Here is a 25,331-nt window from a genome sequence, read left to right on the forward strand (position 1 = left end):
TGATTAAGGCATAGCAAGGTCAATTTTTACGCTCCGCCTTCAACGCCCCCGGAAAATCCGCACCACGGTCCGGCTTCCGCCATCAGCGTTTTTTCCGATTGACATTACTTATACCAGTATACTAGTAATTTGAAAAGCCCTTCAAACCAATCAACTGCCATGGCAGTCCATCGGAGCGGTTCATGAGCGACGTTTTCGACCCCATTTCCCTTGAGATTTACTGGTCCCGGTTGATCTCCATTGCCGACGAGTCGGCGGCGGCCCTGCTGCGCACGGCATTCTCCACAGTGGTGCGGGAATCCAATGACTTCACCACCGTGCTCATGGATGCGGACTGCAACTGCCTGTCGGAAAACACGGCGGGCATTCCGTCCTTCGTCGGCATGCTGCCGAGCGCGGTGCGGTCGTTCCTTCAGCATATTCCGCGCGAGGAATGGCGGCCCGGCGACTGCATCATCACCAACGATCCGGAAATCGGCTCGGGGCACCTGCCGGATATCACCATGGCCGCGCCGATCTTCTACAAGGACCGCATGGTCGGGTTTTCGGGTTCCATCGCCCACTTGCCCGATATCGGCGGTGCCGGCTGGGCGGGGGACTGCCGTGAACTGGTGGAGGAAGGGCTTCGCCTGATGCCGGTGAAGTTCATCAGCGAGGGCCGTGAAAACAGCTATGTGACGCAGCTCATCCGTCACAACGTTCGTGCGCCGGACCAGGTCATCGGCGACATCTACGCCCAGGTCTCCGCGCAGCGGGTCTGCGCCGCCGGGGTCCGGCAATTCCTGGAAGACACCGGTATGGACGATCTCGTCCTGCTGTCTGCCGAACTTCGCTCACGGGCGGAAGCAGCCATGCGCAAGGCGATCGAGGCGTTGCCCGATGGCTCCTGGACGTCGAGCGTGCGCGCCGATGGTTTTGACGCCGACGAAACCGTCATCCAGTGCCGCCTGACGATTCGCGGTTCGGAACTCGAAATCGACTTCGACGGAACCTCGCCGCAGATCAATCGCGGTATCAACTCCGTCCTGAAATACACGACGGCCTACGCCACCTACCCGATCAAATGCGCGCTGGATCCGGAAAGCCCGCGCAACGAAGGCTCGTTCCAGCCGGTGTCGGTGAAGGCGCCCGTCGGGTCGATCCTCAATCCGGTCTTTCCGGCGCCCGTTGCCGCGCGCCAGCTGACCGGCCACCTGCTGACCGGCGCCATCTACGGATGTCTGGCGCAGGTCGTGCCCGAGCTTGTCGTTGCCGAGTCCGGCAGCGCACCGACGCTGCGAACCGTCTTCGGTGGGCGCACCCGCGACGGCCAGAGTTTCAACCAGGTGCTCTTCGCATCCGGCGGGCTTGGCGCCAGCAGCAGAATGGACGGCTACGCCTGCACCGCGTTTCCCTCAAACACCGGGGCGGGCAGCATCGAGGTGCTGGAAAGCGTGTCGCCCTTGCTGGTCCGGCACAAGGAGCTGGCGCAGGATTCCGGTGGCGCGGGTAAGTTCCGCGGCGGCTTGGGCCAGGACGTGGTGCTGGAAATCCAATCCGACAGCCCGGTCAACATTTCTCTCCTTTCGGATCGTCACAAGTACCCGCCACAGGGGTTGCGCGGCGGCCAGCCCGGTTCGAAGTCGATCGTTGCGCTGTCGGATGGAACCCGTCTGCACCCGAAGTCGCGCAGCGTCCTGACGCCGGGCGAGACCCTGCACATTCATTTCTCGGGCGGCGGCGGCTTCGGCGCGCCGGCCGAGAGGGACCCCGCTGCCATCCAGCGGGACATCGACTTTGGATATGTGTCGCAGGATGCGGCCGAGAAGCTCTATGGGGTGCAAAATGACCGCTAATCTCCGTGTCAGGATCGGTGTCGACGTCGGCGGGACGTTCACGGATCTGGTTCTCGTCGATGACCGCCGCGGCGTTATCTACACCGGCAAGCAGCTCACCACCCATCAGGACCCCTCGCAGGCGATCTGCGAAGGCGTCGAGCGGATCGTGCGGGAATCAGGGCTGACGATCGATCAGGTCGATGGCATCGTTCATGGCACGACGCTGGTGACCAACACCCTGATCGAACGAAACGGCGCCCGTGTCGGTCTGGTGACCAGCAAGGGGTTTCGCGACATTCTCGAGGTCGGCCATGAGATGCGCTACGACCTCTACGACCTCTTCATGGAAAAGCCCGAGCCCCTCGTGCCCCGCCCGTTGCGCCTGACGGTGACCGAGCGCATGTCGGCGAAGGGCGAGGTTCTGGAGGCGCTCGACGAACAGGGGGTTCTCGCCGCCGCGAAGCAATTGGTTGACGCCGGTGTCGATGCGATTGCCGTCAGCTTCCTCAATGCCTTCGCCAACCCGGCGCATGAACGCCGTGCCGGGGACCTGATCGCCATGGCGCACCCGGACATTCCGGTCACGACGTCGGTCGGCGTTGCACCGGAAATTCGCGAGTACGAGCGGACCTGCACCGCGGCCGCCAACGCCTATGTGCTCCCGCAGATGCGGCGCTATATCAAGGTCCTGCGCCAGAAGCTGCAGGACCTCGGCTTCCGCGGAACGCTCAGCGTGATGCTCTCCAACGGTGGCACGGCGGCGCTTAGCGTCGCCGAGGATGCGCCGATCCAGATGATCGAATCCGGTCCGGCCGCCGGCGCGATTTCGGGTGCTCACTATGCCGGCCTCAGCGACACGGATCACGCCGTCGCCTTCGACATGGGCGGCACCACGGCAAAGATGTGCCTCATCGAAAAGGGCCAGCCCGAACATTCCCAGACCTTCGAAGCCGGCCGTGTTCGTCGCTTCCGGCAGGGGTCCGGCATTCCGTTGAAAGTGCCGGTCATCGACCTGATCGAAATTGGCGCCGGCGGCGGCTCGATCGCCCGTCTCGATCGCATGGGCCTGCTGAAGGTCGGCCCCGACAGCGCCAGCTCCGAGCCAGGCCCTGTCTGCTACCGCAAGGGCGGCGAGAATCCGACCGTGACCGACGCCGACCTGATGCTCGGCTATCTGTCACCGGAATATTTCCTCGGCGGCGAACTGTCGCTCGACACCAGCGCCGTCGCGGGAGCCTTGAAGACGAAGCTCGCCGACGATGCGGGGCTGGAGATGATGGAAAGCGCCGCCGGCATCCACGCGGTCGTCAACAACAACATGGCGGCGGCCACCCGACGCTACATCGCGGAAAAGGGTCGCGATCCCCGCAAATACACGCTGATCGCGACGGGCGGTGCAGGTCCGGTCCACGCCTACGGCCTTGCCAAGGAACTGAAGATCAGCCGCCTGATCATTCCGTTTGGTGCCGGCGTCAGCTCGGCACTCGGCTTCCTCCTTGCCGCTCCCGCCGTCAACGACGTGCGCAGCCAGATCGTCCTGCTCGATCAGGCGACGCCCGAGGCTGCAAAGGCACTGTACGACCAGATGCGCGAAAATGCGGTCGCGCAGCTGGTGGCTGCCGGTGCCAACCGGGACGAGGTCACCATGAAGTCTTCGGTCGATATCCGCTATCGCGGCCAGGGTTTTGATATCGAGGTCGGGCTGCCGGATACCTTCCTCGATGTGGACTTCCGGGAGGCGCTGAAGCAGCGGTTCGAAGAGAAATACAAGTTGCTGTTCGGTCGCCACATCACCGACGTGCCTGTCGAGATCGTGTCCTGGCGCCTCACTGCAAGCTGCCCGCGCCCCGATATCAAGCTGCAGTTCGAAGGCCGGCAGATCGACCGCCGCGAAGCCCGCAAAGGCACGCGCCGCGTCCACTTCGCCCAGTCCGGCTTCGTCGAGGCCACAGTTTACAACCGCTACGGCCTGACCGTCGGCACGGTGTTCAAGGGGCCGGCCGTCATCGAGGAGCGCGAATCCACCGCCGTCGTCGGTCCCGACACCACGGTCACCGTGGATGCTTACCTGAACCTGATCGTCGAAATTCAAGATACCAGAGGAGAACTCGTCTAATGGCCAGCACAGTCGAAGTCTTGGCGGATGCTATCAAGGAAAGCGGTACGCCGTTCATCGTCGGCCATCCGGGCGGCGAAACCGTCGAGCTGATGGATGCCGCCAGCCAGCGCGACATGCGCTACATCCTGATGAAGCAGGAAACGGCGGGCGCAATCCTTGCTGCGACCTGGGGCGAGATCACCGGCAGCCCGGGCGTGTGCACATCGACCCGCGGCCCCGGCGCGACCAACATGGTCAACGGCATCGCCTATGCCTGGCTTGATCGCGCGCCCCTCATCGCACTCACCGATCAATATCCCGGCACGACGCTGGAGACCGGTCAACGGCAAGTGATCAACCACCGCCAGATCTACGACCCGATCACCAAATGGAGCACGACCCTTTATGCCAAGGGTGCGCACCAGCAGATCCGTCGCGCGCTGCGGACCGCAACCGCTCCAACGCCCGGGCCTGTTCACATCGACGTGCCGGCGGGCGAGACGACCGCAGAGGCCCCGGCCATGAAGTTCCCTCCGGATCTTCGGCAGAACACGCTTGCGACGATCCCGGTGGAAGAGTCGCTGGCGCCGGCTCTCGACATGATCCGGCGGGCACGGCGTCCCATTCTCCTGGCAGGTCTCGGCGTGCTCTGGGATCAGGCGTCGGGCGAACTCGTCAGCTTTGCGGAGGCGCTTGGGGCTCCGGTCCTGACGACGTCGAAGTGCAAGGGTGTCATTCCGGAAGATCATCCGCTTCGTGCCGGCTGCATCATCGGCGGGCTGATCGAGCGCGATCTCGTCAATCAGGCGGACCTGATCATCACCGTCGGGCTCGACGCCGTCGAGCTTCAACCCAAGGCGTGGCCCTATGGCACGCCGCTTCTGAGCCTCGCCAACACGCCGACGCTCGACGGGCTGGTTCCTGCCAACCTCGAAATCCTGGGCGAGATCAACGGTCTGCTGAAGGGGCTGCGGGCTGCTATCGGCGGCCAGGGCGAATGGGGAGAGAAGGCGGCTGCAAAATTCCGCACGGCCGTTATCGACGCGCTGAACGTGCCGACCAAGGGGTTGTCGCCGCATCGCGCCATGGAAGTCGCCCGCGCCGCCATGCCGCGCGACACGATCGCAACGTGCGATGCCGGCGCAAGTCGCCTGCTGGTCGTCCAGAAGTGGGAGTCCTACGGCCCGCGTGAATTCCTGACGTCGAACGGTCTCGGCACGATGGGCTATGCGATCCCCGGCGCTCTCGCCGCGCGTCTGGCCCATCCGACCCGTCCGGTCATCGCGTTCGCCGGCGACGGCGGTTTCCTGATGGCGGTCGGCGACTTGCATACGGCGGTGAAGGAAAAGCTGCCGATCATCGTCATGGTCTTCGACGACCGGGAGATCGCGCTGATCCGCATCAAGCAGGAGCTGAAGAAGATCAAGCGGTTCGGCATCGAGCTTGGCGGATTGGATTGGGTCAGTCTTGCCCAGGGGTTTGGCGCGGACGGTGTCGTCGTCGAGACCGAGGGCCAGCTGGCGGATGCTCTGCAGGCCGCCGTGAAAACCGGCAACACGACCGTCATTGCCGTGCGCATCGATGGCTCGTGTTATGTCGAGCAGTTCAACGCTCTGCGTGAACTCTGAGGGGTGACGGCAATGCGTATGAAAGGAAAGCGGGTTGTTGTCACCGGGGGGGCGCGTTCGATCGGGCGCGCCTGCGCCGAGCGCTTCGCCGAGGAGGGCGCAAGCGTTGCCATCCTCGACGTGCTGGTCGAGCGTGGTGAGGCGGCCGCGAAGGAGATAGCCGGAAAACACCGCGTCGATTGCCACTTCTATGAATGTGACGTCGGCACGAAGGCGGCGGTCGATCACGCGATCGATCGGGTGATCGCCGATTTCGGCGGCATCGACGTGCTGTTCTCCAATGCGGGCATTACCCGACGGGCGGATTTCCTCGATCTGTCGGAAGAGGACTGGGACGATGTCATCCGCATCAACCTGAAATCGACGTTCCTCGTTGGCCAGAAGGTCGCGCGCCACATGGCCGATCGCGGCGAGGGGGGCGCGATCGTCAACATGTCCTCGTCGTCGGTGCGCATGACCATGCCGACGATTGCGCCCTATGCCGCGTCCAAGGGCGGCATTTCGGCGCTGACCACGGCCATGTCCCTGTCGCTTGCGCCCCACGGCATTCGTGTGAACGCGGTCGGCCCCGGCACGATCTACACCGAACTCAACAAGGACAACCTGCTCAAGGATGTCGAAAAGCGCAAGGAAATCCTGTCGCGTATTCCGCTGATGCGCTTTGGCGAGGGACGCGACGTGGCGAATGTCGTGCTGTTCCTGGCCAGCGACGACGCCAACTACATCACCGGCGAGACCCTCTATATCGACGGCGGTCGATCGGGCCTCAACTACACCCTTCCTGTCGAAGAGAAATAGGAACCCCGCTATGTCCGATTATTCAAATCTGCTGGTCTATCTCGACGGGGAATTTGTTGCGTGGAGCGATGCCAAGATCCATGTGTTCTCGCCGGCGGTGAAATACGGCGCGGCCGTCTTCGAGGGCATCCGCGGCTATTGGAATACCGACAGGGAAAAGATGTATCTCTTCCGGCTCGAGGAGCATATGCGGCGGCTGGAACTCAGTCAGCGGATCATGCGGTTCGGCGAAATCGTCCCGGCCGAAACCATGATTGAAGCGACAATCGACCTCGTCCGCAGGAATGCGTTTCGTGCGGCGGTCCACATCCGTCCAACGGTCTATGTATCCGGCATCGGCGAGAGCAATGCGCAGAAGCCGATCGGAACGTTTATTACCGCGATTGCGCGCGATACGCCCAAAAAAGTGGAGCTTGGCGTGCGCGCTCAGATATCGTCCTGGCAGCGCATCTCGGATAACGTCATGCCGGCCCGCGCCAAAGCGAACGGTAACTATAACAACTCCCGCTATGCCGGCCTGCAAGCCGCCAAGGACGGCTATGATGCGGCTATTTTTCTCAACAGTCGTGGCAAGCTTTCGGAAGGACAGGCAATGTGCCTTTTCCTGATCCGTAAAGGTGTCGCGGTGACACCTTCCGGGACAAGCGACATCCTGGAGAGCATAACGCGGGATACCGTCATCCACATGCTCCGGGAAAAGGGTGTCGAGGTGCAGGAGCGTGACGTCGATCGCAGCGAGTTCTTCGATGCGAGTGAGGCATTCTTCTGCGGAACAGGGGCAGAGATCACACCGATCATCAATGTCGATGGCGACGCCATCGGATCGGGAGCGCCGGGTGAAATAACGAAGGCGCTGCAGACAGGCTATTTTGACCTGGCGTATGGTCGTACGAACCCGGATCACGAATGGCTCACGGCTGTGTAACGAACGGAACGGGCGGGAACGGAATGGATACTCTCATCTTATCGACGGTTGACGCAGTACTTGCGTCGATCGGCCAGGAGCTTGGCGTGAGCGAGTGGATGCTGATCGAGCAGGCGCGCGTCGATGCTTTCGCTGCCGTCATCGGAGACTTTCAATGGATCCACTGCGACCCCGTTCGGGCCGCAAAGGAGAGCGCCTTTGGCGGCACGATTGCACACGGCGCTCTCACCTTGTCACTGCTCTCGATGCTGCGCGAAAGCCTGCAAGGCACGCGCATTGCGCTCGATGCGAAAATGGGCGTGCTCTACGGCTACAACAAGGTGCGCTTCGTCTCGCCCGTCCCCGTCGGATCGAGGATCCGCTTGCGGCAGACGCTGGCGGACGCAAGAATGGTGAAGCCTGACGTGCTTGAATTGCAGTTCAGCGAGACGGTCGAGGTCGAGGGCAAGGAACGCCCGGCACTGGTCGTCGAGGCGATCAACCGCAAGTTCTTGGCCTGAGAAGAGCTGAAAGTCTGGGGAACCTGCTTCGAATTATCGAAGCAGGTTTCTTGTCATCTGCTCGCTTGTCGCGTCGTTTCTGAGCTTGTAGCCGGTTTGCGAGGCCCGAACGGCAAACTCGCATTGATGCGCGTGATCGAGCGTTGCCGCACGAGCGGCGTCCGCGTCGCCCTTCTTGATCGCATCGACGATGCGCTGGTGCTCTTCGGCGACCTTCAGCGGCCGTTCGCCAACACCCTGATAGTCCAGCCGGACAATCACCTGGCGGATCATCGTGCTGAGGAAGATCAGCATCTGGTTCTTTGTCGCCCGCGCCAGCAGCACATGGAAACGGTTTGCCTGCGTCTGGCACAGCACGCGATCGGCCGTGTTGGCGAGCATGATGTCGATCGATTCCTGAAGGGCGTCGATGTCTTCCTTCGTATGCCGTTCCGTCGCCAGCGCGGCGATGATCGGCTCGATATGTTCGAGGGTCTCGTGAACCTGGTCGATCGACGTGTTCTGAAGCCGCATGAGAGTCGTGATCGCCGGCACGAATTTCAGGGGATCCGGCTCGCAAATCTCCGCGCCGCCGTTTCTGCCGGAGACCAGGCGGATCAGGCCTTCCGCTTCGAGCGTGCGCAAGGCCTCGCGGATAACCGCGCGGCTGAAGCCGAACTGCTCGATCAGGTCCTTTTCCTGTGGCAGGCGATCGCCGACGCGAAGCTTGCCGGCATCGACGGCCTCCCGAATCTGGGAGACGATGACCTGGGATGCCTTCCCCGGATTGGCAGAATCAAACATCTTGCGTGCCACCAATTGCGATGAGTCTTGTTGAATATCCACCAGCGTAAGGCCTCGTGTTACTTTCGGAGCTCTGTCTAACTGGGCTACTATTGCACCCATACCTAATCTGCGTACACATGTCTATCACGGCTCTGGACCCGCCGATTTGCGATCGGAACCTTGCCTGTTCCTCATTGCGCGTGCGCGACGTCGCTTAACGCCAAGGGTTTTACGGGCATGCGCGGTGTGTCTGGTGCCGGGATACTGTCGGGTGATGGCGCGTGCCGGGCAACGATCTGCGTGACGGCAAACCCGCACATGCGGCCCTGGCACCTGCCCATTCCAGCACGCGTGCATTGTTTCACGGCCCGTTGCGCGCCCTCCCACAGTTCGGCGTGATAATCGATTTCCCGGCGCGGCACGGATTCGCAGCGGCAGACGATGGTATCCGGTTTGGCGATGTCGAATATGCAGGGCTTCAGCGCGAAGGATTGCAGCATATGCGCGGCGAACTGCCGGCCGGCCGATATTGTGTGCGATGCCGCTTGTCTGGCGGCAAGCGCTCCGGCGTCCAGTGGGACGCCGAGATCTTCAAGGACGTTCGCGGCGGCGAACAGGCCCTCGGCCTTCGCCACGCGATGTCCGCCAATCCCGAAGATCTCGCCGGCCAGATAGATCCCTTGCCGCGACGTCTGCAGCCGTTCGTCCGCCCTTGCGAAATGGGCCTGCTGAACCGAATCCCAGCGCAGCTCACAACCCAGCAAGCGGGCGACCTGCACATTGGGCACGAAGCTGAAACTCGTCAGAAGCGTATCGGCGGCGACCGTTCGGCGCGTTCCCGGCCGCTCGTTGTGGGCGGCGTCGAACTCGGCGATCACCACCTCGCGCAGGGCGGTATCGCCGAGCGCTTCGACAACGCTCGTTCCCATGGAGACGTGAAGGCGAAGCCGCCGCATCTTCGCCAGATATCCGAGCGCTTCCCGGTAGATCTGCAGATGCCGGTAGGGCTGTTTAACGCGCAACGGCCAGAGCCGGTCGCGCGAAAGTTCGCAGATGGCCGCCAGATCGGCGCCTGCGGCGGCGAGTTGGGTCGAGACCGGGTATAGAAAGGGGCCGGTGCCGGCGATCACGATGCGTTTGCCGGGAAGAATCCCCTGTGCCTTGAGCAATGTCTGGGCCGCCCCGGCCGTCATGACGCCCGGCAGGGTCCACCCCGGAAAGGGAATGACCCGCTCATGTGCCCCGGTTGCCAGGATGATGGCCTTGGCCGAAATCCGCCCGCAGCGCCCGCCCTGCGTATAGAGCACGGTATTGTCGGCTTCGACGCCCCATACCAGCGTGTCGGTGCATATTTGCGCGGAGGCGAGGTTGATCTGGCCGATCAGTTCCCGTCCATCGCCCTGCGACGGCCCGACGATCGATTGCGGAAGCGCGCCGGCCAGCCGGCTCTGGCGATAGTACTGGCCGCCGGGACGGGCGTTCTCATCCAGCACGACCACGTTGACGCCCGCATTGCTGATCAGTGCCGCGGCGGAAAGACCGGCCGGGCCGGCGCCGATGACAAGCACATCCGTGCTGACGGGAGGGCGTTGTTGCAGCATCATTCGGCACGCTCCTTCGTCAAGGCGGGAACCTCGATCGTCATTCCCGGGGCAACAGCTGTCATGCAGGCCCGCTGCGAGTGCCGGCCATCGACAGCGACGAGACAGTCGTAGCAGACCCCCATTCCGCAAAACTGCCCCCGCTCGCGGCCGGTTTCGTCGGTCTTTCTGAAGATGTTCATTCCCGCGGCAAGAAGCGCCCCGGCAACCGTTTCGCCGGGATAGGCCGGGACGGCCTTTCCGTTGACGGAAATGGTGAAGGCGTGCCCGCGGTTTACCGGGGTGACGCGCAGATCCATCATCTCGACCTCACATTCATAAAACTAGTATACTATATATCTCGGCCGAACGAGTAAGTCCAGTGAAAGAGCGAAAACTTTCGGTGGGCGCCGTGATGGGCAATCTCGCCGCTGGCCGGTTGAAGCACCCCTATCGACGCGTTCGGCCAGTGTTGCAAAACGACCATATTAAGTGTACTGGTATCATATAATCGCGCTAGGAGAAAGGAAGCTGCCATGGTGCACTTGGCGTTCTTGGATGCCGTCGATCCGAAGATCCGGGAGGAGATCGGCAGGCTTCTGCCCGCCGGTTGGCAGGTGTCGTGCACCGTTTCCAACGAAAAGCATGACCGGCATGCCGCCGCTGTACATGCGGACGTCGCGATGATTATCGGCACGGGCGTCGATGCCGCGCTCCTTCAAGACGCCCCGAATCTTCGCTTCGTCCAGAAGCTGGGCGCAGGCGTCGACAATGTGGACCCTGATGCCTGCCGGCGGCGAAATGTCGGCGTCGCGCGTCTCCAGGCGGGCAATGCGGCCCAGGTGGCCGAGCACACGCTATTGCTCATGCTCGCGGCATTGCGCGGTCTGCCCTATTTCGATCGCCGCACGCGCGCCGGCAGTTGGCTGAGGGCAAAAGGGCGGGCCAGGCAACGGCAACTGGCCGGCAAGACGGTTGGAATCATCGGTTTGGGGGCGATAGGGCAGGCGGTGGCGCGGCGCCTCGTCGGTTTCGATGTGGATGTCGTCTATTACGACATCAAGCGACCAAGCGAGGTCGTGGAGAGGGAGCTTGCCGTTCGCTTTTGCGCGTTTGAGGAATTGCTATCCTGCGCCGATGTGGTCAGCCTGCATGTCCCTCTCACCGCCGAGACGCGGAACATGCTCGACGTCCGGCACATCGGATTGTTGAAGCCGGGAGCGACGGTCATCAACTGCGCCCGGGGCGGCCTGATCGACGAGGCGGCACTGCATGACGCACTTGAGCGCAACGATGTCTTTGCAGCCGGTCTCGATACGTTCGATGTCGAGCCCCTCCATTCGTCGCCGCTGTTTGCGCGGGAGGATGTGGTTGTCACACCGCACCTTGCCGGGGCGACACTCGAAAATTTCGTAAAAGTCTTTGAACGCGGCCTTCGCAATATCGAGCTGTTCCTGGCAGGGCAGCAGCTTCCCGAAGGTGAACTGGTCATCGGGGCGACCGCAGGACCAAAACCCTGATGCGTTCCGGCAACCGGAACGCATCAGGCGCGGTTTTGCCTGCTATTCGGTGACGATGAGGACGTCGAGGGCTTCGACCTTGTCCTCAAGGCACCAGAGAGGATTGATCTCGAATGCCTGCAACTGATCGCCCAGCGACAGGCTCGCCTGCGCTATGCGGTGAATTGCTGCGGCGGCTTTTGCAATATCCACTTTCGGACCGCCCCGTGCCCCGTCCAGAAGCGGGCTTGCGCGCAGCGAACGGAGCATCGACTGGATATCGTCCTGCGTGACCGGCAGGACGCGCAGGCTGACGTCCTTCAGTGTTTCGATCCAGATGCCGCCAAGCCCGACGGCAAGGGTGGGGCCGAACGACGGATCGATCGTCACGCCGGCGAAAAGTTCTACCCCGCGCGGACGCATAGGGCTGACGAGGACACCCTCCACATGGGCGCCGTTGACACTGCGGCCTGCTGCTGCGACCCGCTCGTAGGCGTCACGGACCGCCTCTGCCGTGTGCAGATTGAGGGCGACACCGCCGATATCGGATTTATGGGCGATTTCGGCAGCGCAAATCTTCAGGACGACCGGATATCCCAGCCGCCCGGCTGCCGCGACCGCGTCCTGCGCGCTGCTGACAAGCTCGGCCGGAACGAGCGGCACGCCGTTCGCTTCGAGGAGCTTGCGGCCGGAATGCTCCGACCAGGGGCCCTTGCGGCTATTGCCGGGCGCAATCACCGGCGCCGGCGGTTCGATCTTGGCGGCGACGCGCGCAGCATCGCAGGCTTTTTGCCAGCGGACACAATGGCCGAGGGCCGTGATCCCGAACTCGATGCCGCCGAGCATGAAAATGCGGTTCGCATCGTAGATTTCGCGTGCGAACGGCCCGACCTCCATACAGCTCAGGCTCACCGGGACGATGGCGATGGGGGATGCGTCCAGCATGTCGCGGACATGGATCATCCGGGCCGCCTGCTTGTCCGCCTCGGCATCGTCGGGTCTGGTTTGCGGCACGACGTTGAAGCCGAGATAGAGGACGAAATCGATGTTCGGGTCGCGGCTAACGATTTCCGCAACGACGTCCATCGGAACGGCGGCCGTGCCGGTGTCGCGCAGGGTATCGACGGCAGCCGTGTCCAGCGGGTTTTGCACCGTCGCGAATGTGGGAAGGTATTCCGAAAGCGCCTTCTTCGTCTCGGGGGCGAAGGCGGGAAGCTCCAGTCCTTCGTCGGAGGCGCGATCGGCGATGATGTCGCAGGCGCCGCCCGAGGCGGTAACAGCACCCATCCGCGCGCCCTTGATGTGAACGCCGCTCGCAAACAGCCCGGCCGTGATCAGCAGTTCCTCAAGGCTGCGCACGCGCGCGACGCCCACCTGGCGAAGTGCTGCATCGACAACGGCTTCGTCGCCGGCCACTGCCCCGGTATGGGCAAGCGCTGCCTTCTGGCCTTCCGGCGTGCGCCCGGCCTTCAGCACGACGATCGCCTTGCCGGCGACAAGCGCCTGGCGCGCGAGTTCGAGGAACCGCCTGCCATTGCGGAACTGTTCGGCAAACATCGCGATGACGCGGGTCTCGCTGTCCGCGATCAGATGCTCGATGACATCGGCCGTATCGACAATGGCTTCGTTGCCCATGCAGATGAGCTTGGAAACGCCGATGCCGTGCGTGCAGGCAAGCTTCATGATGACGGTGGCCAGCGCGCCGCTCTGGAGAACGATGGACACGTTGCCGCTTTTCATTCCGGCCGGGATTTCCTGGCCATAGGCGGAAACGCGCTGCGCGATGTTCACGAAGCCGGGGCAGTTCGGCCCGAGGATCGTGATGCCGTGCGCGGCGGCTTTTTCCTGGAGTTCGAGTTGGCGATCATGCGCACCGGATTCGCCGAACCCTGCGGCGATGATCACGGCATGGCGAATGCCAACACTGGCCGCGTCATCCAGCACGGCGCCCACCGTGTCGGTCGGCGTTGCGATATAGACCAGGTCGACCGGCTCCGTGAGATCTCGGAGACTGGCAATGCAGGGGATGCCGAAGATCGTCTGGCGCTTGGGATTGACCGGCACGATACGGCCCTCAAAACCCTGCGCCGTGAGGTTGCGGAAGATGTTCCGGCCCCAATAGGATGTTTCGGACGCGCCGACGACGGCGATGCTGCGCGGCGAGAAAAAGCCGTTCAGGGAGATTTTGGGGCTGTGGTCGCCGGTTCGATCATCATTGCCCGGCTGGCGGAGGGGCTGAGTGCTCATGCGTTGCTGCCTCCCACGGGGCGGAATTTCGGCAGGGTCACATCTGCCGTCACATGGTCGTAGACGACTTCGACCGGCATGCCGATCCTGACATGATCGGGGTCGGCGGCGACATCGACCACGTTGGTCATCATGCGGCATCCTTCATCGAGTTCGACGAGGGCGACGACATAGGGAGCGTCCGCCTTGAAAGCCGGACCTGGCGCCTTGTGCACGATCGTGAACGTGTAGATCCGTCCACGTCCGGAGGCCGGCGTCCATTTGAGCCGGCGTGAACTGCAATGCGGGCAGAGCGCGCGCGGGTAGAAAACGAAGGATTGGCAATCCTCGCAGCGCTGGACCTCGATCTTCTCCTTCTTGAGACTATCCCAGAAAGGCGCCGTGACGGGGTCGGACTTCGGAAGCGGTTTCAAATAGTCTGTCATGGTCAATCTGCCGCCAGAATGGCGGTTCCCGTTGCTGAGAGTTTACCACCCGTGCCGTGAACCAGGCCGATCCTGGCATCGTCGACCTGGCGCAAGCCCTGTCCGCGGAACTCTCCGCGAAGCTGGCGGACGCATTCGATGATGGTGAAGATGCCGAACATGCCGGGATGGGTGTAGGAAAGCCCGCCGCCGCTGGTGTTCAGCGCAAATTCGCCGCCGGGCGCGATCCTGCCGCCCGAGACGAAATCGCCGCCTTCGCCCTTCTTGCAGAATCCGAGGTCTTCGAGCGAGGTCAGCACCGTGTAGGTGAAGGAATCGTAGACTTCGGCGACGTCGATGTCAGCGTGCGTGACGCCGGCCATCGCGAACGCGTCGGGGCCTGAAATCCTGCCCGGACCGGAGGTAATGTCCGGCATCTGGCTGATGATCTGGTGATCGTGGCCTTCGCCCCAGCCAAGCACGCGCACCGGCGCTTTTTTCAGGTCCCGTGCACGCTCGAGGCTGGTGACGACGACGGCGCCAGCGGCATCGGTGACGAGGCAGCAGTCCAGCTTTCGGAATGGCCAGCTGACATAGGGGGAGGCCAAAACCTCCTCGATCGTCAGTGGATCGCGCTTGAAGGCCCTGGGGTTCATTTGCGCCCACTGGCGCGCCGCCACGGCGATTTCCGCAAGCTGGCGCTCGGTGGTGCCATACTGGTGCATGTGGCGCGCGCAGGCCATGGCGTATGCGCCCGGTGCGCCCGGCATGCCGTAGGGGTTTTCGAACTGGCCTTCCATGCCCTGCGGACTGCTGGCGGAGGCCGGTAGGCCGATCCGCGATCGCCCGCTTTCGCCGTGGACGATCAGCGCAACCTCGATGCGACCCGAGGCGATCGCGGCGGCGGCATGGCCGAGATGCACCACAAAGGAGGAGCCGCCGACGTGGGTTCCGTCATAGTAGCGCGGGTGGATGCCGAGATATTCGGCGACCTCGGTCGTCCGGAACCCGGCGGTGAACAGCCCATCGACATCGCGCAGCGTCAGGCCGGCATCGTCGAGCGCGTTGAGCACGGCTTCGCCCTGCAGCTGAAGCGTAGACTTGTCGGGAACAACGCCAATGTCGTCGGATTCGGCAACGCCGACGACGGCGGCTTGTCTGATTGCCATTATTTGCTCTCCTCTTTGCGCGCCCAGTAGCGACGGTCATCGCCAATCGAGCGAAAATCATCGTCGCGAAGGTCGTCAACATCGCGGCCAAACGGCATTGCGGGACGCGGCTTCATGTCGGGATCCATGTGTTTGCCGAAGGCATCGGCCAGGCTTTCAGCCGTCCAGGCATGGTCGCCTTCCAGCCGCGCCAGGGTGCGTGGCGGCTCCACTAGCGTGTAGCCGAAGCCATAGGAGTGGAAGACCTGGCCGTTGACGTTCGCCGCCCGGTCGGACGCCAGGAAGGAGACCAGCGGCGCGACGTTGTCGGGATCCTTGGGCGTGCCTTTTGCGTGCTCGCTCGGCCATTTGCCGGTGTCCTCAAAGATCTTCTGCGATTCCGGCTTGGAGTCGATCATCCGCGTGGTGCCGGTCGGCAGGACGACGTTCGACGTCACGCCGTATTTTGCCATCGCATTGGCGGTGGAATAGCTTAGCCCGATGATGCCGGCCTTTGCAGCGGAATAGTTCGGCTGCCCCGCATCGCCATAGGCCGAACCGGACGCCAGCGAAATGATGCGTCCGCCCTTCTGCTGGCGCATCAATGCGGTTGCGGGACGCAGGACGTTGAACAGTCCCTTGAGGTGGACGGCGACGACCACGTCCCATTCTTCCTCGCTCATGTTGAAGATCATGCGGTCGCGCAGGACGCCGGCTGCGTGGACGACGATATCCAGACGGCCGAACGTATCGACAGCCTGCTCGACCATTGCCTGCCCCGCCGCATGGTCGGCAACCGAGCCGCCATTGATGATCGCCTCGCCGCCCAGCGCCCGGATGGCGGCTTGCGTTTCCTCAGCCGGTCCGGCGTCGATGCCGTCGCCCGCCAAGCCGGCGCCCAGATCGTTGATGACGACCTTCGCACCGTTGGTCGCCAGGGACAGGGCAATCCCGCGGCCTATCCCGCGGCCTCCACCCGTGACGAGGGCGACTTTTCCGTCTAGCAATCCCATTTCCGTTCCCTTTTCTTTCCGCCTCCATGCGCCCGGTCCCTGCGGGAACGAGCATTGGGAGGCATGATCAGTGATGTTTTCTAGGCGGCCGCGCAGGCCTCCGCCCGAACGTCCGGGCGTGCCGCGGCATCGTCCGGCAAGGTCAGGCTCAGTTGTTTCAAGTACCAGTCTGCATCACCGAACATCGCCTCGCACACACACAGGCGCTTGTAGAGATGGCCGGCCTTCAACTCGTCGGTCATGCCGATGCCGCCGTGCAGTTGAAGGCATTGGGTGCCGACGAACCGTGCCGATTGCGCGGTCTGAACCTTGGCATGCCACACCGCGCGCTGCGCCGAAGCGCCGCCGTTGTCCAGCGCTTCAAGCGCCGCGTGAACAATGGCGCGCGCTTCCTCGCAGGCTAGGCTCATATCCACCAGCCGGTGCTGGAGAACCTGGAACTTCGAAAGCGGTTGCCCGAACTGTTCGCGAACCTTGAGATATTCGATCGTCGCCTGCGTCGCTTCGGCCATGGCGCCGCAGGCCTCGGCGCAGGCCGCAATCGCACCCCGGTCGATCAGGTGGTCTATCAGAGCGATGCGATCGTCCTGCGCATTGCCGAGGAGTGAGGACGTCGGAACCTGGACCGCGAGGCGAACCTCGGCCCCGAGCCGCGCATCGAGCGCCGGTGCGATCTTGAGCGAAACACCATCGGCTGCGCGTGCCAGCAGGAAGAGCCCGACAGGACCATCGGCGGTGCCGATGCGGGCTGAAACGATCAGACGGTCGGCGGTATCGGCGCCCAGTGAAAAGGCCTTGGTTCCTTCGATGCGATAGCCATCGCCGACGGGCCGGGCGACGGTCTTGACATAGTCACGGGCGTAGCCGGCATCCGGCTCGAAATGGCAGAAGGCGAGCCGCAGGTCTCCGGCCGCGATTTTCGGAAGGAGTTCGGCCTTTTGCACGTCCGAGCCCGCCCTTTCGATTGCGGCCGCTCCCAGCACGAGCGTCCCGGAGAGGCCTTCCAGCACCATGTGCCGGCCGGTCGCCGCCATCACGATTGCCAGTTCGGTCATCCCGCCGCCGCTGCCGCCGAAGTCCTCGGGAAGCGCAACCCCCAGCCAACCGAGATCGGCATATTGGCACCACTCGTTCGATCCATCCTCGCGGCTGGCGGCGCCGGAAAGCTTTTGCCACCGTTCAAAACTGTATTTCTCCGACAGGAAGCTCTGGAGGCTTTCGTCGAGAAGCTGACGTTCATCAGTGGAAAACCGTGTCATCGATCCTACTCCTCAAAGTCCCAAAGCGCCCTTGGCAATGATGTTCCGCTGCACCTCGTTCGAGCCGCTATAGATCGTCGCCGCCCGGCGATAGAGATGTTCGTAGATCAGGCCCGCCGAGACCTTCGGGCCGATGAATTCGCCGCCCCAATCGGCGTCCAGCGCGAAATCCTGGTAGACGAGGCCCTGCCGGCCAAGCACGTCCAGTCCAAGCTGGAGGATGCTCTGCTGCAGCTCGGTTCCGCGCAGCTTCAGGGCGGCTGCGCCCATCATCGGCGGCGATCCGGTCGTGCGCGCGGCAGCGAGCTGATCGGCCATCAGCGCCTTCGCCGTCGCCATCTTGACTTCGAGTTCGGCGAGCTTGCGCTGATAGATGGGATCTTGCGACAGCGGCTTGCCGCCGTCCTTGGTTTCATCGAGCGCTTTGCGGATTTTCGCCAGGTAGGCCTCGAACTTCGCGAAGCTGAGGCTGTGCAGCCGCTCGTTTGCCAGGAGGAACTTGGCGTAAGTCCAGCCCTGGTTTTCCGCGCCGATGCGGTTTTCGACGGGGACGCGGACATTATCGAAGAAGACTTCATTGAGATGATGGTGCCGCGTGATGCCGACGATGGGTCGCACGGTGATGCCGGGCGTCTTCATGTCGACCAGCAGGAAGGAGATCCCGGCCTGTTTCTTGACGGTCGGGTCGGTGCGCACCAGCACGAAGATCATGTCGGCCCAATGGGCCCAGGAGGTCCAGGTCTTCTGGCCGTTCACCACATAATGATCGCCGTCGAGCACGGCGCGGGTCTTGAGGCTTGCAAGGTCCGAACCGGCGCCCGGTTCCGAATAGCCCTGGCACCACCAGGTGTTGTTCTTGGCGATGTCGTCGAGGTACTTCTTCTTTTGCGCGTCATTGCCGAAGGTGAAAATGACGGGGCCGGCGAGATTGATGCCGAAATTGATCAAGGGCGGCGCTCCCGCCTTGCCGAGTTCCTCCTCGAAGACGAGGAACTGTTCCGCCTCCCAGCCCAGGCCGCCATGCTCTTTCGGCCACTTACCGGTGAGCCAGCCTTTCTCGCCGAGCAATTTCAGCCAGGCATCGTATTCTTCCTTCGCGAGGTGCTGAGACTTCTCTTGCTTCCTGCGGATGTCTGCGGGCATCTTTGCGCGGCAGAATTCGCGGACCTCTACGCGGAACGCATCCAGACGATTGTCGTTGGCGACCGACCTAATGAACATGAGCGGCTCCCGAAATAAATAGGTATACTATTAATAGGGTATACCTAATATCATGCGTGCCTGTCAATCAATCTCCCACGCGATTAGGGCGATTTCCCGCGACCTTTCGCACGGATAAAAAACGAATGCGTGGGAATTGACGAAAAGGTAAATCAGTAGCACAGTGTACTGGTGCACTATTTAAATCGGTTGCGAAAGATCCGCCGGGTGCCACAATTCAGATCAAAAGCAGGGGAATCGAGATGAGCAGACGAGCAATGCGTTTTCTGGTCGCTATCGCCGGCCTTGGTTTCATGGCTGGCGCGGCGAACGCGGCCTGTGAGCCCGGCAAGGCTGCCGAGAAATACCCGACCTTTGCCGGCAAGGCCGTCAAGGTCGCGATATCGCCGTTGTATGCGCCCTTCGCCTACACCGCGCCGGACTCCGACAAGCTGGTCGGCAGCGACGTCGAAATCAGCGAGGCGGCGCTGGACTGCGTCGGCCTGAAGTCCGAATATGTGAAAGGCGTCTTCACGAGCCTGCTGCCGACGGTTCTCAACGGCCAGTCGGACATCATGAATGCCAACCTCTTCTACAATGAAGAGCGCGCCCAGAACGTCGACTTCGTGGTTTACATGAAGGCCGGAAGCGCCTTGCTCGTGCCGAAGGGGAATGAGCACAATATCAAGTCGATGGACGACCTTTGCGGCCTGACGACCAGCGCCGTCATCGGCACGTTTTCGCAAAAGGCCCTGGAGGAGCAGTCGAAGACCTGCGTGGCGGCGGGGAAATCGGCGATCAACATCGTGGTGGCGACGGAAACGGACGCGGCCGTGCGCGGGATCATGAACAAGCGCATCGATTTTCTGCTCGACAATGCGGGAGCCGCGGTCGTGCGCGTCAAGGACGATCCGGACAATCTGGAAATTGCCTTCACCCAGGCGCGCGATGCGAAGGTCGGCTTTGCCGCCAAAAACGACAACAACGAGCTTCTCCAGGCCTATCTGGACGGGATGAAGGAAATCTACCAGAACGGCACGGTTGCCAATATCCTCACGAAATACGGGATCGACGCAAAACTCGCCATCGAACCCGAGATCGTGCGTTGAACTGAGACCCGGGCAGGCCGGCGCGATGACATCGCGCCGGTTCTCTTTCGGGAGAGCGTAAGGAAAGCCGATGTCGATAGATTTTCATGCCGACGCCAATGGCATTGCCACGATCACGATCAACCGCCCGGACCGCATGAACGCGCTCGACCGCGCCCACTATGCGGAGCTTTCCAGGGTCTGGGTGGAGGTGCGGGACAATCCGTACATCCGTTGCGTCATCGTGACCGGGGCGGGCGAGAAATCGTTCTGCGCCGGCGCGGACATCAAGGATGTGATCGGCGCGAAGGAAGAGTTGCAGGGCCTCTGGCAAACGCAGGACATGCCGCTGCTGAACCGCGGCCTTGAACTGTGGAAGCCGGTCATCGCCGCGGTCAACGGCTATTGCCTCGGCGGCGGGATGACGCTGCTTCTTGCCACCGACATCCGGGTTGCATCCGTGAACGCCGAGTTCGCCGTTGCCGAAGTCAAGCGCGGTATCGTTGCGGGATTGGGCGGAACCCAGCGGCTCGTGCGGCAGATCGGCTATGCGCATGCCATGGAAATGCTGTTGACGGGCGACAGTATCGACGCGGAAACGGCGGAGCGGCGCGGTCTCATCAATCGGGTCGTGCCCGCGAGCGAACTGATGTCCACAGCGTGGCGCTACGCCGAAACCATTGCCCAGAATGCGCCGCTCGCCGTTCAGGCCACGAAGGAACTGGCCATGCGAGCGCGCGACATGAGCCTTCAGGACGGGCTTCGCACCGAGCAGTTGCTGAACAGTCTGCTTCAGCGCAACTCCACCGATGTTACCGAGGGGCGCGCGGCCTTCATCGAAAAGCGCGCACCGGAATTCCGCGGGGAATAAGATGGGCGTGCAGGAAGAGGGGCATTTGATGCCTGAGACAAGTTTTGAAGATTTCGTGGTTCTCGTGCGCCAGAGCGGCCTGCCCCATGACGCGGTCGATCTCGCGCAATTGTTTGACGGCTATCTCAAGCTTCAGCGCATGATTGCCGCTCTCAACCGGCCATCGGCCCTGACGACCGGCCTTGCCCTCGACTTCCAGCCGGAACCTCTGCGATGAGCCCGCTGACGATCGCGGATGCGAGCCGCCAGCTTGCCACGAAAACCGTATCGCCCGTGGAACTGACCCGCGACTGTCTCGAAAGGATCGCGGCCCTCAATCCAATGATTGCGGCCTTCATCACGGTGACGGGCGAGCGGGCGCTGGCGGACGCTCGGGCGGCGGAAGACCGGATGATGAAGAACCGGCGGTATACGCCGCTCGATGGAATTCCCATCGCCCACAAGGACCTTTTCGAGACCGCGGGGATCCTTACCACGGCGCATTCCCGAATTTTGGAGGACTACGTTCCCTCGACTGACGCCACCGTTGTGCGGCGCCTGGCCGATGCCGGGACCGTCATGCTCGGCAAGCTCGCCACACTGGAATTCGCTCTTGCGGGACCGTCGTTCGATCTGCCCTGGCCTCCTGCCCGAAACCCCTGGAATCCTGACCATTTCACATCGGGTTCCAGCAGCGGAACCGCCGCTGCAGTGGCGTCCGGCATGATATTCGGGGGGACTGGTACGGATACTGGTGGTTCGATCCGCGGGCCTGCCGCCATGTGCGGTATCTCCGGCATCAAGCCGACCTTCGGACGCTGCAGCCGCACGGGCGTGATCCCGCTTGCCAATTCGCTGGATCACATCGGGCCCATGGCGTGGACCGCTGAGGATTGCGCGCTCCTGCTGCAGGAAATGGCAGGTTTCGATCCATCCGACCGGGCGAGCGCCGACGTTCCCGTCCCGGATTTTTCGCGTGACATCGGCAAGGGCCTGCAAGGCCTGAAAGTCGGGGTTGTCCGCCATTTCCATGAGACTGACAATCCTGTCAGCCAGGAAACGGCGGCCGCAATTTCAGACAGTATCGAGATTTTTCGGGCAGAGGGCGCCGATGTAAACGAGGTCAGGCTCTCGTCCCTAGCGGAATACTCCGCCGCAAATCGCATCATAATGAATGCGGAGGCCGCCGCTTACCACGAGCAAGCTCTGAAGACACGTTTTCTCGATTTTGGCGAGCGCCTGCGGCACAGGCTGTTGCTGGCATCCTTTCTGACAAGCAATGACTACATCCAGGCGCAACGCCGTCGACACGAACTCTGCGATGAGTTCGCGCGGACAATGGAAACGTTCGATGTGCTCATAACGGCCGCTTCCGCATCCGAAGCGCCGCTCATGGAAGACGTGCCCTTCTGGGACGGTCTGGAAAAGCCAAGTTTCACCTTGCCGTGGAATCTGACAGGCTATCCCGCCATTGCCGTTTGCATGGGGTTTGGGCCAAAAGGTCTGCCCCTTTCGGTGCAGATCGGCGGCAGGCCGTTTGACGAGGGCACCCTATTCAAGGTCGCTTGCCACCTGGAAACGGCGACCCCTTGGAGAACGCGGCGCCCTATCGTTCGAGCGCTGGGTAGCTGCCGTGCCAACGGATGTTGACACGGCAGTGGAGTGAACCCTTGGGGTTGCACCGCTGGAAGACGTCATGAACGAAGTCCATGCTCCAGGTTTCATTCGGCTTGCTGGCCAGGCAGCGGGCTTCCCGGTGAACCGCCATCCTGCGCCGGCGCGGCCGTTTGGTCCGCAAACGCAGCCCTTCCTCGCGGTAGAGCCGGTAAACGGCATGCTTGCCAATCTGTCAGCCTTCTCGTTTGAGCATGATATGCACGCGCCGATAGACCTTCAGTTGCAACAAGTATCCCAAGCGTCGGGTGAAGGCAAAGCACCGGGGCGACCGCCAGGTCGCATCTGGTCCGAAGGATGTCTGGGTGATGGACTTTGTCCACGCCAGCTCGCAACAGGCAAAAAACTGCGCATACTGACAGTCGTGGATACCCATTCCCGCTATTGCCCGGCTACCCCAAGACGATGAGGGTCGACAACGGCAGCAAATTTGTCTCTCGCGATCTGGATCTTTGGGCCTACGCTGTTGATTGCCACTGATGGGTTGGATGCCCCTCCCACCGGCATCGCAATGTGCCATGATGGTGATGCTTTACGTCACCTACAAAGGAGGAGGCATCCATGGATGAAGTTAGCATTGTTGGTGTTGATCTCGCAAAGCAGGTTTTCTAAGTTCACGGTGCGGCACAGGACGGTCGGTATTGTTTCGTAAGAAACTCTCGCGTCTTCAGTTTCCAAAATTCATGGCGGCACTGCCACCTTGCGTAATTGCGATGGAGGCTTGCGACACGGCCCATTATTGGGGGCGTGAGTTGTCAGGGTTCGGCCATGACGTTCGCCTTATCCCGCCGGTCTATGTAAAGGCTTTCGTCAAGCGCCAGAAGAATGATGCTACAGATGCAGATGCTGAGGCTGTCGCAGAAGCTGCGATGCGACCAACGATGAGGACCGTTGCTGTGAAGACGTCTGAACAGCAGGCGCGTGCCATGCTTTTCCGGACACGCGGTCTGCTCGTTGGCCAGCGAACGCAGGTGGTGAACGCTCTGCGTGGACACTTAGCTGAACATGGTATTATAGTCGGCAAAGGCCTCGAAAAAGTTGATCGCCTCGCGGCCCTGATCACGTCGGATAACCTCCCCGAGCTGGTGCAGAGCATGAGCCGACTTTACTTGAGCAAGATCGAGCAGTTGCACGGCGAAATCGATCAGATCGACCGTCATATTGCTGCTGAAGCGCGGAAAAGCGATGTGGTTCGCAGGCTGCAAAAAATGCCTGGTATCGGCCCGATCTGCGCAATGGCAATCACGGCCTTCGCACCCTCGATGCAGGAATTCCGATGTGGTCGCGACTTTGCTGCTTGGCTCGGTCTCGTTCCGAGGCAGCACTCGAGCGGAGGCAAGCAGAAGCTCGGTCGCACCATCGAAGATGGGGCAGCGAGACATCCGGCGACTATTGATGATCGGTGCGATGTCCGTCGTGCATTGGAAAGGGCGCGGTGGCGGCAAACCGGGATCGTGGCTTTCGAACATGCTCGCGCGAAAGCCGCGCATGCTGGTGGCTATTGCAATGGCGAACAAAATGGCGCGAACGGTCTGGGCCATGCTCGCACGCAACGAGGATTATAGAGATCCGACTGGATCAGTTTGCTGACTGCAACTGTTCTAATTCGGAGTGCGGGCGATGTGAGGAGGACATGATCCGCATGGGCAAATGATCGATCAGATCGGGATTGGGCAAACCAGTAGTTCTCAGGGAGCTTTTAGCTCGTTCCACTGATTTGGAGTCCAGTCCGCGTATCACCATACCGGCCCGCGGCATGTCATGGCCGCAATATGAGGTCTGAAACATGTACGCACGCGATCACTCGCTCCAGCGGTCAAAAAAGTCCTTGCATCGAAAGGGGCATCCAAACATGAGAACTGATGGAGTGGATGCCCCCTCCCGACGGCATCGCAATGTGCCAGAGTGATGTTCGCCAGAACGTCACTTAGAGGAGACCCAGCGGCGCATGTTGCACCATCGCAGTTGGTCCACCAGTTTTTATCGCCGCTTTTTGATGCGGCAGAGCGAATTCAGCTCAACGTGATTTAGTGCACCCTTTGCTGATAGCCGGAGATTGTCCGTCGTCAAATGAACTGAGATTTTTTTGGCCTTGGAAGAGTGGATTTTGCGGCTCGGTCGCGGGTTGATTTAAGCTGCTTTTCTATGATGGTTCAAGCGGCGCTGTCTGATGGTGTCTCGTTTGATCCTTTCGCGTTCGAGCAGGATTGCCTGACCTCGCCCGAAGTAGACGTCTGCCGGGGTGAGATTTTCGAGGCTCTCGTGGTATCGGCGATGGTTGTAGTGCTCGACGAAAGCCGCGACCTGGGCTTCGAGGTCCTCTTGGAAGAAGTAGTTTTCCAGCAGAATGCGGTTCTTCAGCGTCTGGTGCCAGCGCTCGATCTTGCCCTGCGTCTGCGGATGACCGGGAGCGCCATGGACCTGTTCAATGGCGTATTTCTCAAGCCATTCGCCGAGATCGGAGGCGACGTAACACGGGCCGTTGTCCGACAGCAGGCGTGGCCGATGTTCGACCCTAACCCGGTCGCAGCCTGACGCAGCAAGCGCCAGGTCGAGCGTGTCGGTGACATCCTCTACCTTCATGGTGGTGCATAGCTTCCAGGCGATGATGTATCGTGAGAAGTCGTCGAGAACGGTCGATAGATAGAACCACCCCCAGCCAATGACCTTCAGGTAGGTGAAATCGGTTTGCCACATCTCGTTCGGGCGAGTGGTCTTGTCCTTGAACTCGTTGCTGGCCTTTATGACGATATAGGCAGGCGGTAATCCCCCCGTTCTTAACGGGGCTCTACGGTAGAATTCACGCGGCCATTTTCAGTTTCTGTGCGGGTGTGATGC

General features: G+C 61.9%; 20 protein-coding genes and 3 pseudogenes. 13 read left to right on the forward strand and 10 right to left on the reverse strand.

Annotated features, from left to right (window positions below):
* Positions 1 to 182 precede the first annotated feature (182 nt).
* From ACT6VE_RS30060 to ACT6VE_RS30085, 6 genes are read left to right on the forward strand one after another with little or no spacing between them, the layout of a single operon-like run.
* Positions 183 to 1,835, forward strand: coding sequence for a hydantoinase B/oxoprolinase family protein (locus ACT6VE_RS30060; RefSeq protein WP_444801920.1), 1,653 nt, complete (start codon positions 183 to 185; stop codon positions 1,833 to 1,835).
* Positions 1,825 to 3,933 (forward strand): hydantoinase/oxoprolinase family protein, encoded by a 2,109-nt coding sequence (locus ACT6VE_RS30065; protein ID WP_444801921.1) that lies wholly within the window; start codon positions 1,825 to 1,827, stop codon positions 3,931 to 3,933. The genes ACT6VE_RS30060 and ACT6VE_RS30065 overlap by 11 nt, the downstream gene beginning before the upstream one ends.
* Entirely contained in the window at positions 3,933 to 5,543 is a 1,611-nt protein-coding gene (locus ACT6VE_RS30070) for a thiamine pyrophosphate-binding protein (RefSeq protein ID WP_444801922.1), read from the forward strand. The genes ACT6VE_RS30065 and ACT6VE_RS30070 overlap by 1 nt, the downstream gene beginning before the upstream one ends.
* A 12-nt stretch (positions 5,544 to 5,555) precedes the next feature.
* Positions 5,556 to 6,341, forward strand: coding sequence for an SDR family NAD(P)-dependent oxidoreductase (locus ACT6VE_RS30075; protein WP_444801923.1), 786 nt, complete (start codon positions 5,556 to 5,558; stop codon positions 6,339 to 6,341).
* 10 nt (positions 6,342 to 6,351) lie between these two features.
* Positions 6,352 to 7,266 carry a branched-chain amino acid transaminase gene (locus ACT6VE_RS30080; RefSeq protein ID WP_444801924.1) on the forward strand — a complete coding sequence of 305 codons (915 nt, stop codon included), beginning with the start codon at positions 6,352 to 6,354 and terminating at the stop codon, positions 7,264 to 7,266.
* Between the two features lie 23 nt (positions 7,267 to 7,289).
* Positions 7,290 to 7,766 (forward strand): MaoC family dehydratase, encoded by a 477-nt coding sequence (locus tag ACT6VE_RS30085; protein ID WP_444801925.1) that lies wholly within the window; start codon positions 7,290 to 7,292, stop codon positions 7,764 to 7,766.
* A 33-nt stretch (positions 7,767 to 7,799) separates the two neighbouring features.
* Here ACT6VE_RS30085 and ACT6VE_RS30090 read toward each other — a convergent pair whose 3' ends face one another.
* From ACT6VE_RS30090 to ACT6VE_RS30100, 3 genes are all read right to left on the reverse strand, one after another.
* A complete protein-coding gene (locus tag ACT6VE_RS30090) occupies positions 7,800 to 8,549 on the reverse strand; it encodes a FadR/GntR family transcriptional regulator (RefSeq protein WP_444801926.1) in 750 nt (249 codons plus the stop codon).
* A gap of 173 nt (positions 8,550 to 8,722) precedes the next feature.
* Positions 8,723 to 10,135, reverse strand: coding sequence for an FAD-dependent oxidoreductase (locus ACT6VE_RS30095; RefSeq protein ID WP_444801927.1), 1,413 nt, complete (start codon positions 10,133 to 10,135; stop codon positions 8,723 to 8,725).
* Positions 10,132 to 10,434: a (2Fe-2S)-binding protein gene (locus tag ACT6VE_RS30100; RefSeq protein ID WP_444801928.1), complete on the reverse strand. Its 303-nt coding sequence runs from the start codon at positions 10,432 to 10,434 to the stop codon at positions 10,132 to 10,134. The genes ACT6VE_RS30095 and ACT6VE_RS30100 overlap by 4 nt, the downstream gene beginning before the upstream one ends.
* A 231-nt stretch (positions 10,435 to 10,665) precedes the next feature.
* Between ACT6VE_RS30100 and ACT6VE_RS30105 the strand changes: the two genes are divergently transcribed.
* The gene (locus ACT6VE_RS30105) at positions 10,666 to 11,631 is read left to right on the forward strand and encodes an NAD(P)-dependent oxidoreductase (protein WP_444801929.1); all 966 of its coding nucleotides are present in this window, start codon (positions 10,666 to 10,668) and stop codon (positions 11,629 to 11,631) included.
* A gap of 42 nt (positions 11,632 to 11,673) precedes the next feature.
* Here ACT6VE_RS30105 and ACT6VE_RS30110 read toward each other — a convergent pair whose 3' ends face one another.
* The 6 genes from ACT6VE_RS30110 to ACT6VE_RS30135 all read right to left on the reverse strand — a co-directional run bounded on the left by ACT6VE_RS30110 (position 11,674) and on the right by ACT6VE_RS30135 (position 18,902).
* Positions 11,674 to 13,857, reverse strand: a complete 2,184-nt coding sequence (locus ACT6VE_RS30110; protein WP_444801930.1) for an acetate--CoA ligase family protein — start codon at positions 13,855 to 13,857, stop codon at positions 11,674 to 11,676.
* Positions 13,854 to 14,282 carry a Zn-ribbon domain-containing OB-fold protein gene (locus tag ACT6VE_RS30115; RefSeq protein ID WP_444801931.1) on the reverse strand — a complete coding sequence of 143 codons (429 nt, stop codon included), beginning with the start codon at positions 14,280 to 14,282 and terminating at the stop codon, positions 13,854 to 13,856. Before ACT6VE_RS30115 ends, ACT6VE_RS30110 begins: the two co-directional genes overlap by 4 nt.
* 2 nt (positions 14,283 to 14,284) lie before the next feature.
* Positions 14,285 to 15,430: an acetyl-CoA acetyltransferase gene (locus ACT6VE_RS30120; protein ID WP_444801932.1), complete on the reverse strand. Its 1,146-nt coding sequence runs from the start codon at positions 15,428 to 15,430 to the stop codon at positions 14,285 to 14,287.
* A complete protein-coding gene (locus ACT6VE_RS30125) occupies positions 15,430 to 16,422 on the reverse strand; it encodes an SDR family oxidoreductase (protein ID WP_444801933.1) in 993 nt (330 codons plus the stop codon). The genes ACT6VE_RS30120 and ACT6VE_RS30125 overlap by 1 nt, the downstream gene beginning before the upstream one ends.
* Before the next feature lie 80 nt (positions 16,423 to 16,502).
* Positions 16,503 to 17,681: an acyl-CoA dehydrogenase family protein gene (locus ACT6VE_RS30130; RefSeq protein ID WP_444801934.1), complete on the reverse strand. Its 1,179-nt coding sequence runs from the start codon at positions 17,679 to 17,681 to the stop codon at positions 16,503 to 16,505.
* A 12-nt stretch (positions 17,682 to 17,693) separates the two neighbouring features.
* Positions 17,694 to 18,902 carry an acyl-CoA dehydrogenase family protein gene (locus ACT6VE_RS30135; RefSeq protein WP_444801935.1) on the reverse strand — a complete coding sequence of 403 codons (1,209 nt, stop codon included), beginning with the start codon at positions 18,900 to 18,902 and terminating at the stop codon, positions 17,694 to 17,696.
* Between the two features lie 242 nt (positions 18,903 to 19,144).
* Here ACT6VE_RS30135 and ACT6VE_RS30140 point away from each other — a divergent pair, with 242 nt between their 5' ends.
* The 6 genes and pseudogenes from ACT6VE_RS30140 (at position 19,145) to ACT6VE_RS30165 (ending at position 24,083) form a co-directional block, all read left to right on the forward strand.
* Complete coding sequence (locus ACT6VE_RS30140) at positions 19,145 to 19,990, forward strand: transporter substrate-binding domain-containing protein (protein WP_444801936.1); 846 nt, start codon at positions 19,145 to 19,147, stop codon at positions 19,988 to 19,990.
* A gap of 70 nt (positions 19,991 to 20,060) precedes the next feature.
* The gene (locus tag ACT6VE_RS30145; protein ID WP_444801937.1) at positions 20,061 to 20,840 is read left to right on the forward strand and encodes an enoyl-CoA hydratase/isomerase family protein; all 780 of its coding nucleotides are present in this window, start codon (positions 20,061 to 20,063) and stop codon (positions 20,838 to 20,840) included.
* Positions 20,841 to 20,868: 28 nt separating this feature from the next.
* A complete protein-coding gene (locus tag ACT6VE_RS30150; RefSeq protein ID WP_444801938.1) occupies positions 20,869 to 21,057 on the forward strand; it encodes a hypothetical protein in 189 nt (62 codons plus the stop codon).
* Positions 21,054 to 22,469, forward strand: coding sequence for an amidase (locus tag ACT6VE_RS30155; RefSeq protein ID WP_444801939.1), 1,416 nt, complete (start codon positions 21,054 to 21,056; stop codon positions 22,467 to 22,469). The genes ACT6VE_RS30150 and ACT6VE_RS30155 overlap by 4 nt, the downstream gene beginning before the upstream one ends.
* Before the next feature lie 251 nt (positions 22,470 to 22,720).
* Positions 22,721 to 22,958: pseudogene (locus tag ACT6VE_RS30160) on the forward strand (integrase catalytic domain-containing protein); the annotation flags it as partial.
* Positions 22,959 to 23,054: 96 nt separating this feature from the next.
* Positions 23,055 to 24,083 (forward strand): annotated as a pseudogene (locus ACT6VE_RS30165) (IS110 family transposase).
* A gap of 540 nt (positions 24,084 to 24,623) precedes the next feature.
* Here ACT6VE_RS30165 and ACT6VE_RS30170 read toward each other — a convergent pair.
* Positions 24,624 to 25,253: pseudogene (locus ACT6VE_RS30170) on the reverse strand (IS3 family transposase); the annotation flags it as partial.
* Positions 25,254 to 25,331 lie beyond the last annotated feature (78 nt).

The sequence above is a fragment of the Shinella sp. genome, assembly GCF_052438155.1.
In the GTDB taxonomy this organism is placed as follows: Bacteria; Pseudomonadota; Alphaproteobacteria; order Rhizobiales; family Rhizobiaceae; genus Shinella.